Consider the following 14,312-nt stretch of genomic DNA (forward strand, 5'->3'; position numbering starts at 1 on the left):
AGTAAGTTGCCTGATTTGGGGTGAACTTCGGCTCTAAGAGGGTTTTGACGGTGCGTAGTCTGTGCGCCATGCATGCCGCCGGGAACCAAGTGACGCCAGGGAGCGTCGTCGTCCCCGGTGTAGTGCGGGTGAGCGCCGGATCGCGCGCATCCGTACTTCGGGGGGACCGGAAACCAGCCGCCGTTTCCAGGCGCGGACAGCTGCGCCTGCCCGAGGAGTAATCGTTCGATGAGCGAGCACCGTCGCAAACCGCCGCAGCCGCAGGGCGGCGGACGCGCCGCGGCCAGGCGTGGCGCCCCAGGGGCGCCGTCGGGCCGCCGTGCGGCGCCGCGAGATGCCACTGAACCGTCCTCTTCCTCATATGGGCCCTCCCATGGGACCTCTCATGGGACCTCCTATGGGGCGCAGGGATCCGGTGCCCCGGACGAGGAGGGCAGGCCCTACGGCGGCCGGGCCGAGGCTCGTCGTGCCGCGCAGCGCAGCGGCTCGGTCGGCGCGGGCGGCGGTCGCCGCAGATCCGCCGAGGCCGCCGGCGGCGGGCGCGCCGGTGGTGGCGGGCGCCGTGGTGGGGGCGGTTCCGGGGGTTCGGGTGGTGCCGGGCGCGGCAGGGGCCGTGGCCCCGAACCGTCCGGCAAGAAGCGGTTCATCGACTACCCGCGCGCGGGCAGGCGTGGCGCGCGGCGCTGGATTCCGTCGTGGCGCCTGGTCAGCGGCCTCTTCCTCAGCTTCGTCGGCAGTCTGATGGCGGTCGCCGGCATCGCGTACGCGCTGGTGGAGGTGCCGGACGTCAACAAGGCGGCCGAGGCCCAGAACAACGTCTACTACTGGGCCGACGGCAAGCAGATGGTCGCCACCGGCGGTGAGCGCAACCGCCAGATCATCGACTACGACGACATCCCCAAGGAGATGCGCTTCGCCGTCATGTCGGCGGAGAACAAGACGTTCGAGAGCGACAAGGGCGTCGACCCGATGGGCATCGCGCGTGCCGTGGTCAACATGGCCAAGGGCGGGCAGACCCAGGGTGGCTCCACGATCACCCAGCAGTATGTGAAGAACGCGCGCCTGGGCGACCAGTCCCAGACGTTCAGCCGGAAGTTCAAAGAACTCTTCATCTCCATAAAGGTCGGCCGGACCGAACCCAAGGAAAAGGTCATGGCCGGCTACCTCAACACCGCTTACTACGGCCGTGGGGCCTACGGCATCCAGGCGGCGGCGCGGGCGTACTTCGACAAGGAAGCCAGGGAGCTGGACCCGAGCGAGTGCGCGCTTCTCGCGACGGTGCTCAAGGGCGCCACGTACTACGACCCGGCCGGTTACCCCGAGATCGACCCTGCGGCCAGCCCGGAAGACAACCGCGCGCGTGCCAAGAAGCGGTGGGAGTGGATCCTCGACGAGGAGGTCAAGGACGGCCGCCTCACCGCCGAGGACCGGAACAAGTACCGGGACTTTCCGAAGCTGGAGAACCCGCGGTCCAACACCCAGCTGGCCGGTCAGACCGGTTACCTCGTGGACCTGGCGAAGGCGTACGTCATCCGCAACACGGACATCACCGCCGAGCAGCTTCAGCAGGGCGGCTACGAGATCCACACGACCTTCCAGAGGAAGAAGGTCGACGAGCTCGAGAAGGCCGTGAACAAGGTCCGCAAGGACAAGATCAACCCGAAGCTGCGTCCCGAGAAGGACACGCACGTCCAGTTCGGCGGGGCGTCGGTGGATCCCAAGGACGGGGCGATCAGGGCGATCTACGGCGGTGTCGACGCGACGAAGCACTTCACCAACAACGCCGACCAGACCGGCGCCCAGGTGGGTTCGACGTACAAGCCGTTCGTGCTGGCCGCCGCCTTCAAGTACGGCGTGCGCGATCCCGGCGGGCCGGAGATCCAGAGCGAGGCCCAGCGCACGGTCGTCAACCCGAAGAGCCTGTACAGCGGCAAGAACGAACTCAAGATCAAGAACTACAACAGGACGGTCTGGACCGACCGCGACGGCAAGCAGTGGAACCAGAAGAACGACGGGGACCAGTCCTACAACCCGCCGACCTACCAGATCGACCTTCGTGAGGCGATGAGGGAGTCGGTCAACTCGGCCTATGTGCAGCTCGGCATGGACGTCGGCCTGAGCAAGGTGAAGGAGGCGGCGATGCTCGCCGGCCTCAAGGACGACAACTCCATGGCCAGCTCCAACTACCCGTCCTTCTCGCTCGGCACCTCCTCGCCGAGCGCGATCCGGATGGCCGGGGCGTACTCCACGTTCGCCGCCAGCGGCAAGCAGAACGATCCGTACTCGGTCACCGAGGTCGTGCACGAGGGCGACTCGGTCTACACGCATCCGAAGAAGACCAAGCGGGCGTTCTCGTCGGCGGTCGCCGACAACGTCACCGACGTGCTGCGGACCGTCGTCGAGAAGGGCACCGGCACCTCGGCCCAGCTGGGCAGCCGTCCGGTCGCGGGCAAGACGGGTACGACCGACGGCAACAAGTCCGCCTGGTTCGTCGGCTACACCCCGCAGCTGTCGACGGCCATCAGCATGTACCGGCTCGACGACAACGAGGCCAACAAGAAGCGCGAGTTCCTGGAGATGTTCGGCACGGGCGGCGAGGAGAAGATCCACGGCGCCTCGTTCCCGGCGAAGATCTGGCAGGACTACATGTCGAAGGCGCTCCGGGGCGAGCGCGTGATGGCCTTCCCCGAGCCGGACCCGATCGGCAGGGTCGTCGGTGAGACGCCGCCTCCGGCGCCGAGCCCGACGGTGACCGAGGAGCCGGAGGACGAGCCGTCGTCGCCGACACCCACGGAGACGGAGACGACGAAGCCTCCCACGACGCAGTCACCCGAGCCCGAGGAGTCCTGCTCCCAGTGGGACTGGGAGTGCAACAACGCCGACGGTGGCGCCAACGGCGGTTCCGAGGACGGTGGCGCCGACGGTGGTCCGGGCGGGGAATCACCGCCTCCCACGGCTGACCCGCCCGGCAACAGCAACGGGAACCAGAACGGCGGAGGGATCTTCGGCGGCCCGACGGGCTGAGCCGACCGGATGTTTCACGTGAAACGAGGGCCGCCACACCGACCGGTGTGGCGGCCCTCTCCGTGTTCTCAGTCGCGTACGGCAGGATGGCGGGCATGCCTAGTGCAGACCGCAGCGCCGCCCCCGGCGCAGAGACGCCGAGCACGCGCGTGCACGAGCCCGTGACCCCGCAGGAACCGCCCGCGGTGCGGCCGACGAAGGAGGACGAGGTCGCCCGGGCCGGCAGCGAGCTGCTCGGCGGTCCGCTCGGCCGCAGAGCGCTGTCCGCCTCGACCTGGTGGTCTCCCGTACGCATCATCGCGCTCGTTGCGATCGGGATGTTCGCGCTCGGAATGGTCCAGAAGATGCCGTGCTACAACGGCGCGTGGTTCGTCGGCGCGAGTTCGCAGTACACGCACGCCTGCTACTCGGACATCCCGCACCTCTACCAGGGCCGCGGTTTCGCGGACGGTCTCGTGCCGTACTTCGACAAGCTGCCCGGCACCATGGAGTACCTCGAATACCCGGTCCTGACCGGGATGTTCATGGAGATGGCCTCCTGGGTGACGCCGGGCAGCGGATCCATGCAGCACCAGGAGAAGATCTACTGGATGGTCAACGCGGGGATACTGATGGCCTGCACAGCGGTCGCCGCCGTCTGCGTCGCCCGCACACACCGGCGCCGCCCCTGGGACGCGCTGCTCGTCGCTCTCGCACCGGCCTTCGCCCTGACGGCCACCATCAACTGGGACCTGCTGGCCGTCGCCCTGACGGCCGCCGCGATGCTCATGTGGTCCCGCGCGCGCGTCCTCGCCTTCGGTGTCCTCCTGGGGCTCGCGACAGCCGCCAAGCTCTACCCCGTGCTGCTGCTCGGACCGCTGCTGATCCTGTGCTGGCGGGCGGGCCGGGGGCGGGAGTTCGGGATCGGGCTGCTCGGCACGGCGGTCACCTGGCTCGCCGTCAACCTCCCGGTGATACTGCTGGCGGGCGACGGCTGGTCGAAGTTCTACACGTTCAGCAAGGAACGCGGCGTCGACTTCGGCTCCTTCTGGCTGATCCTCAACCAGCGCATGGACTCCCCGCTGGCCACCGACACCGTCAACACCCTGGCGATGGCGCTGATGTTCCTCGCCTGTCTGGGCATCGGCGCGCTCGGGCTCACCGCGCCACGCCGTCCGCGCTTCGCGCAGCTGGCCTTCCTGGTGGTCGCCGCCTTCATCCTCACCAACAAGGTGTACTCACCGCAGTACGTCCTGTGGCTGATTCCCCTCGCCGCGCTCGCGAGGCCGCGCTGGCGGGACTTCCTGATCTGGCAGGTGTGCGAGGTCGCGTACTTCCTCGGGATCTGGATGTACCTGGCGTACACGACGAGCGGTGACGCTCACAAGGGACTGCCCACCGAGGGCTACCAAGGAGCCATCGTCGTCCACCTGCTGGGGACGCTGTACCTGTGCGCCGTGGTCGTACGCGACATCCTGATGCCGGAGCGGGACGTGGTGCGACGGGGCGGGGACGACGACCCCGCGGGCGGTGTTCTGGACGGGGCCGAGGATGTCTTCGTTCTGGGGACGGCGGCACTCCCCGGGCGGCCCGTGGCGCACTCCAGTGAGGGGCCGTACGTGAAGTGGGGGACGGCCACCGACGGGGTTTCGCCCTGAGCGAACAGGCCTGCTCACGGACCCGCTGACGACGGAAGGGCCGGACACGACACGCGTCGCGTCCGGCCCTTCCGCTAGGGCTAGCGGTCCACCATGCGGTCGAACTGCGTGGTGGTGTGCCGCAGATGGGCTACCAGTTCCTCGCCGACCTTGGGCTCCGGTGCGTCGGAGGGCACGAAGAGGATGGAGACCTGCATGTGCGGCGGCTCCGCGAACCAGCGCTGCTTGCCCGCCCAGACGAACGGCGAGAGGTTGCGGTTGACGGTCGCGAGGCCCGCGCGGGCGACGCCCTTGGCCCGCGGCATCATGCCGTGCAGCGCCTTCGGGGCCTCCAGGCCGACGCCGTGCGAGGTGCCGCCGGCGACCACGACCAGCCAGCCGTCGGACGCGACCTTCTGCTGGCGGTAGCCGAAGCGGTCGCCCTTGGCGACGGCGGTGACGTCCAGGACGGCGCCGCGGTACTCGGTGGCCTCGTGGTCGCCGAGCCAGAGGTTCGTGCCGATGCGTGCCCGGAAGCGGGTCTGCGGGAACTGCTGCTGGAGACGGGCGAGTTCGTGTGCCTTGAGGTGGCTGACGAACATCGTGTGCAACGGCAGGCGGGCGGCGCGCAGCCGGTCCATCCAGCCGATGACCTCCTCGACGGCGTCGGAGCCGTCGGTGCGGTCCAGCGGCAGGTGGAGCGCGAAGCCCTCCAGCCGTACGTCCTCGATGGCGGCGTGCAGCTGCGGAAGCTCCTGCTCGCTGATGCCGTGGCGCTTCATCGAGGACATGACCTCGATGACGACGCGGGCGCCCACCAGGCCGTGCACGCCGTCCAGCGACGACACGGAGCGGACCACGCGGTCGGGCAGCGGCACGGGCTCCTCGCCCCGCCGGAAGGGGGTCAGGACCAGCAGGTCGCCGCTGAACCAGTCCTTGATCCGGGCCGCCTCGTAGGTGGTGCCCACGGCGAGGATGTCGGAGCCGAAACGCGTGGCTTCCTCGGCCAGGCGCTCATGACCGAAGCCGTAGCCGTTGCCCTTGCAGACCGGGACGATGCCCGGGAACTGCTCCAGCACGTGCTTGTGATGTGCCCGCCAGCGCGCGGTGTCGACATAGAGCGTGAGCGCCATGGCTGGATCCCGGAACCTTTCTCGTGTCTGCGGTGTATCAGAGTGATGAAACGAATTGTGCGGGATCAGCGGCGCGACATGTAGATGTCGAGGGCCTTGTGCAGCAGCTTGTTGAGCGGGAAGTCCCACTCGCCGATGTACTCGGCGGCCTCGCCGCCGGTACCCACCTTGAACTGGATCAGACCGAAGAGGTGGTCCGTCTCGTCCAGGGAGTCGGAGATGCCGCGCAGGTCGTAGACCGTGGCCCCCATGGCGTACGCGTCGCGGAGCATCCGCCACTGCATCGCGTTCGAGGGCCTGACCTCGCGCCCGATGTTGTCCGAGGCGCCGTAGGAGTACCAGACGTGCCCGCCGACGACGAGCATCGTGGCGGCCGACAGGTTCACGCCGTTGTGCCGGGCGAAGTACAGCCGCATGCGGTTGGGGTCCTCCGAGTTGAGGGCCTGCCACATCTGCTGGAAGTAGCCGAGCGGGCGCGGGCGGAACTTGTCGCGCACGGCCGTGATCTCGTAGAGGCGCTGCCACTCGGCAAGGTCCTGGTAGCCGCCCTGGACGACCTCGACGCCCGCCTTCTCGGCCTTCTTGATGTTGCGCCGCCACAGCTGGTTGAAGCCCTTCTGGACCTCGTCCAGAGAGCGGTTGGCCAGCGGCACCTGGAAGACGAAGCGGGGCTGCACGTCACCGAAGCCGGCGCCGCCGTCCTCGCCCTGCTGCCAGCCCATGCGGCGCAGCCGGTCGGAGACCTCGAAGGCACGCGGCTCGATGAACGTCGCCTCAACGTCCCGCAGCCGCTTCACGTCCGGGTTCTGGATGCCTGCCTTGATCGCCGGAGCGTCCCAGCGGCGGATCACGACGGGCGGGCCCATCTTCACGGAGAAGGCGCCCTGCTGCTTGAGGTGCGCCAGCATCGGCTGGAGCCACTCGTCGAGGTTCGGGGCGTACCAGTTGATGACCGGGCCCTCGGGAAGGTACGCGAGGTACCGCTTCAACTTGGGCAGCTGTCGGTAGAGCACCAGGCCGGCGCCGACCAGCTGGCCGGTCGTGTCGTCGAACCAGCCCAGGTTCTCCGAGCGCCATTCGCTCTTCACGTCAGCCCATGCCGGGACCTGGCAATGACTCGCCGACGGCAGTGTCTGGATGTACGCCAGATGCTGCTCGCGGCTGATGGTCCTCAGGGTCAGACTCATTCGGGGCGCTCCTCGGGCTGGTGTGTCCCCATGGGTTCAGGGGCTCCGGCTCTCGCGCCGAAGCCTACTGCGCCCTGCGAGCGCCCCGTCTGGCCGTACGGAACCTACGCCCTCGGCCCTGCCCCTGGCCCTGCCCCTGGCCCGGTCCCTGGCCCGGTCCCTGGCCCCGGACCGGGACGAGGTGCCGTGCGGCGGTCAGCCGACGATTCCGCCGAAGAGCCCGCCGTGCGCCATGCCCAGGAAGAACCCGATCGCTGAGGCGCCCATGCCCAGGATCAGGCCGAAGCGCTCTCGGGTCGTGACCGAGATGAACTGGCCGTACGCACCGGTGATGATCCCGACCAGGCCCGTCCACGAGCTGAGCAGATGGAGGTTGTGGAACATCGCCGTCACGAAGGCGATCGCACCCAGCACCAGCGTCACGCCGACCAGCGTGTCCTGGAGCGGATGGGCCTTGCCGTCCGAGGCGAGGAGCGAGGTAGTGGTGTTGTGTCGCATCGTCTGTGCCATGTGAGGCACCTCCTGCGGAAAGCGGCGCATCGTAGCGCCATACACACCCGATGTGTACAGATTCTGCCCGTCCGCCGCCGGATTTCAACCGGAAGCCTCGGTGCGGGTAGTCTGTACCGTCTGCACCCGTGTCTGCCCGGGCCACGGCAGGAGCTTCCGTTCGCGGAAGCCGATTGTCAGTGGCGGCCGATACGGTTGCGTACGCATCACGACCCTCCTGCCACGGAACGACCGTGGCCGCTGAGTCCAAAGGAGGTGGGTTCCACATGCGTCACTACGAAGTGATGGTCATCCTCGACCCCGATCTCGAGGAGCGCGCTGTCTCCCCGCTGATCGAGAACTTCCTCTCCGTCGTCCGTGAGGGCAACGGAAAGGTCGAGAAGGTCGACACCTGGGGCCGTCGTCGTCTGTCCTACGAGATCAAGAAGAAGCCCGAGGGCATCTACTCGGTCATCGACCTCCAGGCCGAGCCTGCGGTCGTCAAGGAGCTCGACCGACAGATGAACCTGAACGAGTCGGTCCTCCGGACCAAGGTCCTCCGTCCCGAGATGCACTGAGCTTTCTAGCTCAGCGGCACCCGGGAATCGAGTAGCAGCAACAAGCAGCCAGCAGCAAACCCGCCGAGAGGTTCCCCCATGGCAGGCGAGACCGTCATCACGGTCGTCGGCAATCTTGTCGACGACCCCGAGCTGCGCTTCACCCCTTCCGGTGCGGCGGTCGCGAAGTTCCGTGTCGCGTCCACCCCCCGCATCTTTGACAAGCAGACCAATGAGTGGAAGGACGGCGAAGGCCTGTTCCTGACCTGCTCGGTCTGGCGTCAGGCGGCGGAGAACGTCGCGGAGTCGCTCCAGCGAGGCATGCGCGTCATCGTGCAGGGCCGGTTGAAGCAGCGGTCCTACGAGGACCGTGAGGGCGTCAAGCGCACGGTCTACGAGCTGGACGTCGAGGAAGTCGGCGCCAGCCTGAAGAACGCCACGGCCAAGGTCACCAAGACCACCGGCCGAGGTGGCCAGGGCGGTTACGGCGGCGGCGGTGGCGGCCAGCAGGGCGGCGGCTGGGGCGGTGGCTCCGGCGGCGGTCAGCAGCAGGGTGGCGGCGGGGCTCCCGCCGACGACCCCTGGGCGACCGGTGCGCCGGCCGGCGGCGGCCAGCAGCAGGGCGGCGGCGGAGGCGGCTGGGGCGGAAGCTCCGGCGGCTCCGGTGGCGGCTACTCGGACGAGCCCCCCTTCTAAGCCTCAGGGCTTTCAGGCCTCCGGGCCGAGGGTGGGTCGTACCCCCACTTCTTGATCACACAGGAGAAACACCATGGCGAAGCCGCCTGTGCGCAAGCCTAAGAAGAAGGTCTGCGCTTTCTGCAAGGACAAGGTCACGTACGTGGACTACAAGGACACGAACATGCTGCGGAAGTTCATTTCCGACCGCGGCAAGATCCGTGCCCGCCGCGTGACCGGCAACTGCACGCAGCACCAGCGTGACGTCGCCACGGCCGTGAAGAACAGCCGTGAGATGGCGCTGCTGCCCTACACGTCCACCGCGCGATAAGGGAAGGGTGACCGACTAATGAAGATCATCCTCACCCACGAGGTCTCCGGCCTCGGTGCCGCCGGCGAGGTCGTAGACGTCAAGGACGGCTACGCCCGCAACTACCTGATCCCGCGGAACTTCGCGATCCGCTGGACCAAGGGCGGCGAGAAGGACGTCGAGCAGATCCGTCGTGCTCGCAAGATCCACGAGATCGCGACGATCGAGCAGGCCAACGAGATCAAGGCCCAGCTCGAGGGCGTCAAGGTCCGTCTGGCCGTCCGCTCCGGCGACGCCGGTCGTCTCTTCGGTTCCGTCACCCCGGCTGACGTCGCTTCGGCGATCGAGGCTGCCGGTGGTCCGAAGATCGACAAGCGCCGCGTCGAGCTGGGCTCGCCGATCAAGACGCTGGGCGCCCACGCGACGTCCGTGCGTCTGCACCCCGAGGTTGCCGCGAAGGTCAACGTCGAGGTCGTCTCCGCCTAAGCGTTCCGCTTGGCTGGACTGAGTGAAGGGGCCGCACCCATCGGGTGCGGCCCCTTTGCCGTGGAGCCTGTGCTCCTGCCCTCCTGGTCCCCCCTTGGTTCCCTGTTTCACGTGAAACATGGAGGAACGCCGCTCAGCGCGTGGCGCCCGTGACGATCCAGCGGCCGGAGCGGGAGCGCAGCCACAGGGTCACCATCCGCACCATCATCATCACCGTCATCGCCCCCCATACGGCGGTCAGCCCGCCCCCGAGGGCCGGCACCAGCAGGGCGACCGGGGTGAAGGCCGCCAGCGTGATCAGCATCGCCCACGCGAGATAGGGCCCGTCGCCCGCGCCCATCAGGACACCGTCGAGTACGAAGACGATGCCGCAGATCGGCTGGGCGAGCGCCACGACCACGAGAGCGGGCAGCGCGGTGTCCTGGACGCTGGGGTCACCGGTGAAGAGCGGGATGAACAGGGGCCGTGCGAGGACGACCAGCAGGCCGAGCACGACTCCCGAGGCGATGCCCCACTGCACCATGCGCCGACAGACAGCACGGGCCCCGGACGGGTCGTTGCCTCCGAGGTAGCGGGCGATGATCGCTTGCCCGGCGATGGCGATGGCGTCCAGTGCGAAGGCGAGAAAATTCCACAGGGAGAGCACGATCTGGTGGGCGGCCACCTCGGCGTCACCGAGACGCGCGGCCACGGCTGTCGCGATCATCAGGATGGCCCGTAGCGAGAGCGTACGGACCAGGAGCGGTGCCCCCGCCTGGGCGCAGGCCCGGATGCCGGCGGCGTCGGGGCGCAGCGAGGCACCGTGCCGCCGGGCACCGCGTACGACGACGAAGAGGTAGACCGCAGCCATGCCGCATTGGGCAATGACGGTGCCCCAGGCGGAACCCGCGATACCGAAGCCGGCGCCGTAGACCAGGCCGACATTGAGGAGGCCGTTGGCGACGAAGCCGCCAAGGGCGACGTAGAGCGGTGTCCGGGTGTTCTGGAGGCCGCGCAGTACGCCGGTGGCGGCGAGGACGACGAGCATGGCGGGGATGCCGAGCGAGGAGATCCGCAGGTATGTGACCGCGTAACCGGCGGCGGCGTCCGAGGCGCCGAAGACGTCCACGAGCGACGGTGCGGCGGGCAGGAAGACGGCGATGACGGCGGCGCCCAGGATCAGCGCGAGCCAGATGCCGTCCATGCCCTGGCGGATGGCGGCCGGAAGGTCGTCGGCTCCCACTCTGCGGGCGACCGCGGCGGTGGTGGCGTAGGCGAGGAAGACGAAGATGCTCACCGCGGTGGCGAGAAGGCCCGAGGCGACGCCGAGCCCGGCCAGTTGCGCGGTGCCGAGGTGGCCGACGATGGCGCTGTCGGCCATCACGAAGAGGGGCTCGGCCACCAGTGCGCCGAAGGCGGGGAGAGCGAGCGCGATGATCTCTCGGTCATGTCTGCGTCGGTCGGCCTTGGGTGCGGCGGAAGCCTGTGTCATGGGCATCAATCTAATCTTCCACAGGTAAGAGATGCAAGCTTCTAGTGACCCTTACTTCGGGTCGCGTCGGACGCTCGGTGGGGTGCCGTTTGTCGTGATCTTGGCCCCATGGGAAAAGTTTTTCTTCTGCACAGCCGGTGGATGGGAAAGACGCAGGTCACAGGCGGTGTCATGCGGCGGCTGAGTGCTTGTTCACAGGACTGTCCACCGGCCCGTGCACAGGTTTGGCGGAGTTCTCCACAGCATCGGGCCCGTCATCCACACCACCTGTGGATAACCAGATTGGCTGACGGTGCCCACAGGCCTACCGTGGTCCGGCGCCCGCCTCGTCGTACGACCTCGGAAACCCTGCAAAACCGACGCGTCAGAACCGGAGTTGGGCCCCCTTATTTGTCAGTGTCGTGCCGTAGGAAAGAGGGGCACGGCGAGGTCCGCGCGGCGGACGGGAGGAGGTGGCCCGGTGAGTATTTCCGAGCCTTTGGACGACCCCTGGGCCGACAGCGGTCCCAGTGACCGTCTGCCCGTCTCCCGTCAGCGCCGCGACGGAGGTCGGGGCCGTGACGAGCAGCACGAGCGAGGCCGCGAGGGCGGCTGGGACGGCGGAGGCTCGTCCTTCGAGCGCGTCCCCCCGCAGGACCTCGACGCGGAGCAGTCCGTGCTCGGCGGCATGCTGCTCTCCAAGGACGCCATCGCCGATGTCGTCGAGGTGCTCAAGGGCCACGACTTCTACCGGCCCGCGCACGAGACGATCTACGCCTCGATCCTCGACCTGTATGCGAAGGGCGAGCCCGCCGACCCGATCACCGTGGCGGCCGAGCTGACCAAGCGCGGCGAGATCACCAAGGTCGGCGGCGCATCGTATCTGCACACACTGGTCCAGACGGTCCCGACCGCGGCGAACGCCGAGTACTACGCGGAGATCGTCCACGAGCGCGCGGTGCTGCGCCGCCTCGTCGAGGCAGGCACCCGCATCACCCAGATGGGGTACGCGGCCGACGGCGACGTCGACGAGATCGTCAACAGCGCCCAGGCGGAGATCTACGCGGTCACCGAGCAGCGGACCACCGAGGACTATCTGCCGCTCGGCGACATCATGGAGGGCGCCCTCGACGAGATCGAGGCGATCGGCTCGCGGTCAGGGGAGATGACCGGTGTGCCGACCGGCTTCACCGACCTCGACCAGCTCACCAACGGCCTGCACCCGGGCCAGATGATCATCATCGCGGCCCGTCCCGCGATGGGTAAGTCGACGCTGGCGCTGGACTTCGCGCGGGCCTGTTCGATCAAGCACAACATGCCGAGCGTGATCTTCTCGCTCGAAATGGGGCGCAACGAGATCGCGATGCGTCTGCTGTCCGCCGAGGCGCGCGTGGCCCTGCACCACATGCGGTCCGGCACGATGACGGACGAGGACTGGACGCGGCTCGCCCGCCGTATGCCGGACGTCTCGGCCGCGCCGCTCTACATCGACGACTCCCCGAACCTGTCGATGATGGAGATCCGCGCCAAGTGCCGTCGCCTCAAGCAGCGCAATGACCTGAAGCTCGTCGTCATCGACTACCTCCAGCTGATGCAGTCGGGCGGCTCCAAGCGGGCCGAGAGCCGGCAGCAGGAAGTCTCGGACATGTCGCGAAACCTGAAGCTCCTGGCCAAGGAGCTGGAGCTGCCGGTGATCGCCCTCTCGCAGCTGAACCGTGGCCCCGAGCAGCGTACGGACAAGAAGCCGATGGTCTCCGACCTGCGTGAATCCGGCTCGATCGAGCAGGACGCGGACATGGTGATCCTGCTGCACCGCGAGGACGCGTACGAGAAGGAGTCGCCCCGCGCGGGCGAGGCGGACATCATCGTGGGCAAGCACCGTAACGGCCCGACGGCGACGATCACGGTGGCGTTCCAGGGTCACTACTCGCGGTTCGTGGACATGGCGCAGACCTGATCCTGGGTCAAAATCGCGGACTCTACAGAGGCCGTTCCCGGGGTAGTAACGAATTCCGCGTGATCATGAGCACTGTCCGAGCAATTCCGGGCGGTCGCGAGCATCGGTGACGCCAAGTAGGTGCGAACCGTCGCCTCATATCAACGGTGCCGAGATCCGCAGAACTCCGCTTCGATGGCCGCCTGCTCGAGTGCGTGGTCGCCCCATTCGCTGTTCCGGTTGAGCGTGATGACATGCTCGCCGTCGGCGGTGGCCGCTGTCCGGGTCGAGGAGCCAAAGGTGTCGCCTGAGTGCCCCCACACCTTCACGCCGCAGGCTTTGAGCGTCTGCGACCTGATCCCTAGGCCGTACGACCTGCCGTCTCCCAGGTCGCGGCCGGTGAACATCTCCTTCTGCTGGGCGGGGGGAAGCAGCTCGCCACGCAGGAGGGCACGGATGAAGACGTTCAGGTCGCGGGTGGTCGAGATGATCTCGCCCGATGCTCCGGAGACCGAGGGGTTGAAGTCGGTGACGTCGTGGAACCGAGCGGCGGGGCCGTCCACGAAGAGCTTGGAGTAATGCCGCCCATGCGGGCCGGGCACCGTCGACGACGTGCCGGGGAGAGACGTCCCGCGCAGGCCGAGGGGCTTGATGATGCGCCGCTCCACTTCGGAGGCGTAGCTGTTGCCGGTGGCCTTCTCGATGACCATGCCGGCCAGGATGTAGTTGGTATTGGAGTAGGACCACTCGCGACCGGGTTTGAAGTCCGGCTCGTGAGCGAGCCCGACCCGCACCAGCTCCTCCGGCGTGGCCCCCTCGTACCGGTGGGCGAAAAACGCATCGCCGGTGAACTTGGCGCGGAATCCGGGATCGTCGATGTAGTCGTAGAGCCCGCTGGTGTGCTGGAGCAGCTGGCGCAGGGTGATCCGGCTCCCGTCGTTGGCGTTGCCGCGCACCAGGCCGGGCAGCCACTTGTCCACCGTGTCGTCGAGCGTCAGGCCGTACTCGGGCTCTGCGGTGAGCTGGAGCAGGACGGTGGCGATGAAGGGCTTTGCCAGGCTGCCGGCGCGGAACCGGTCCTGCGGCAGGCGCGGGCGGCCGGTGCGCAGATCGGCCACGCCGGAAGTGCCGTGCCAGACCTCGTTCGGGCGGTCGACCCGGGCCAGGGCTCCCGGGGTTCCCGTACGGGTGATCGCATGGAGGGCGTCCTGCGTCGCGGAGTGAGTGGGGTGGTGTGAGGCGGTAGGTGGTGCAGCGGTGGCAGGGACGGCGGCTGTCGCGGCGACCGCTCCCGCCAGTGCCAGGACGACCAGAGTGCGAGGTAAGGCGTGCGCGGCCATGAAGGCTCTCCGTCTCTCATCGGATGCGGCATTCGGGAGGACGCCCTGACCGCCGCTGCGGGTTGACGCTCTGCCGCGGCCCCGCCCCTGAACGAACCCCGAAACGACC

12 protein-coding genes are annotated in these 14,312 nt (G+C 68.1%); 7 read left to right on the forward strand and 5 right to left on the reverse strand.

Features of this window, described 5'->3' with window-relative positions; genetic code table 11:
• Positions 1–228 precede the first annotated feature (228 nt).
• Together IG54_RS0109800 and IG54_RS0109805 are read left to right on the forward strand one after the other, a co-directional pair.
• Positions 229–3,024: a transglycosylase domain-containing protein gene (locus tag IG54_RS0109800; protein ID WP_078593917.1), complete on the forward strand. Its 2,796-nt coding sequence runs from the start codon at positions 229–231 to the stop codon at positions 3,022–3,024.
• A gap of 86 nt (positions 3,025–3,110) precedes the next feature.
• On the forward strand, positions 3,111–4,661 hold the full coding sequence (locus IG54_RS0109805) for a glycosyltransferase 87 family protein (protein WP_030780070.1): 1,551 nt from the start codon (positions 3,111–3,113) through the stop codon (positions 4,659–4,661).
• A gap of 80 nt (positions 4,662–4,741) precedes the next feature.
• Here IG54_RS0109805 and IG54_RS0109810 read toward each other — a convergent pair whose 3' ends face one another.
• From IG54_RS0109810 to IG54_RS0109820, 3 genes are all read right to left on the reverse strand, one after another.
• Positions 4,742–5,773, reverse strand: coding sequence for an alanine racemase (locus IG54_RS0109810; RefSeq protein WP_030780073.1), 1,032 nt, complete (start codon positions 5,771–5,773; stop codon positions 4,742–4,744).
• A gap of 65 nt (positions 5,774–5,838) precedes the next feature.
• A complete protein-coding gene (locus IG54_RS0109815; RefSeq protein WP_030780076.1) occupies positions 5,839–6,960 on the reverse strand; it encodes a lipid II:glycine glycyltransferase FemX in 1,122 nt (373 codons plus the stop codon).
• 195 nt (positions 6,961–7,155) lie between these two features.
• Complete coding sequence (locus IG54_RS0109820) at positions 7,156–7,470, reverse strand: hypothetical protein (RefSeq protein ID WP_030780079.1); 315 nt, start codon at positions 7,468–7,470, stop codon at positions 7,156–7,158.
• Between the two features lie 266 nt (positions 7,471–7,736).
• Here IG54_RS0109820 and rpsF point away from each other — a divergent pair, with 266 nt between their 5' ends.
• The 4 genes from rpsF to rplI all read left to right on the forward strand — a co-directional run bounded on the left by rpsF (position 7,737) and on the right by rplI (position 9,477).
• A complete protein-coding gene (rpsF, locus tag IG54_RS0109825) occupies positions 7,737–8,027 on the forward strand; it encodes a 30S ribosomal protein S6 (protein ID WP_016644628.1) in 291 nt (96 codons plus the stop codon).
• A 78-nt stretch (positions 8,028–8,105) separates the two neighbouring features.
• Complete coding sequence (locus IG54_RS0109830; RefSeq protein ID WP_030780085.1) at positions 8,106–8,702, forward strand: single-stranded DNA-binding protein; 597 nt, start codon at positions 8,106–8,108, stop codon at positions 8,700–8,702.
• A gap of 73 nt (positions 8,703–8,775) precedes the next feature.
• Complete coding sequence (gene rpsR / locus IG54_RS0109835; RefSeq protein WP_003949403.1) at positions 8,776–9,012, forward strand: 30S ribosomal protein S18; 237 nt, start codon at positions 8,776–8,778, stop codon at positions 9,010–9,012.
• An 18-nt stretch (positions 9,013–9,030) separates the two neighbouring features.
• Positions 9,031–9,477 (forward strand): 50S ribosomal protein L9, encoded by a 447-nt coding sequence (gene rplI, locus IG54_RS0109840; protein ID WP_030780089.1) that lies wholly within the window; start codon positions 9,031–9,033, stop codon positions 9,475–9,477.
• A gap of 133 nt (positions 9,478–9,610) precedes the next feature.
• On the opposite strand, the gene IG54_RS0109845 is transcribed toward rplI, so the two are convergent.
• Positions 9,611–10,948 carry an MATE family efflux transporter gene (locus IG54_RS0109845; RefSeq protein WP_030780091.1) on the reverse strand — a complete coding sequence of 446 codons (1,338 nt, stop codon included), beginning with the start codon at positions 10,946–10,948 and terminating at the stop codon, positions 9,611–9,613.
• A 460-nt stretch (positions 10,949–11,408) separates the two neighbouring features.
• Between IG54_RS0109845 and dnaB the strand changes: the two genes are divergently transcribed.
• On the forward strand, positions 11,409–12,884 hold the full coding sequence (gene dnaB / locus IG54_RS0109850) for a replicative DNA helicase (protein WP_030780096.1): 1,476 nt from the start codon (positions 11,409–11,411) through the stop codon (positions 12,882–12,884).
• Between the two features lie 140 nt (positions 12,885–13,024).
• Here the strand turns inward: dnaB and IG54_RS0109855 are convergent, their stop codons facing one another.
• Positions 13,025–14,203 carry a serine hydrolase domain-containing protein gene (locus IG54_RS0109855; protein ID WP_030780098.1) on the reverse strand — a complete coding sequence of 393 codons (1,179 nt, stop codon included), beginning with the start codon at positions 14,201–14,203 and terminating at the stop codon, positions 13,025–13,027.
• Between the last annotated feature and the right edge of the window lie 109 nt (positions 14,204–14,312).

The sequence above is a fragment of the Streptomyces sp. NRRL S-920 genome (assembly GCF_000717945.1).
In the GTDB taxonomy this organism is placed as follows: Bacteria; Actinomycetota; Actinomycetes; order Streptomycetales; family Streptomycetaceae; genus Streptomyces; species Streptomyces alboniger.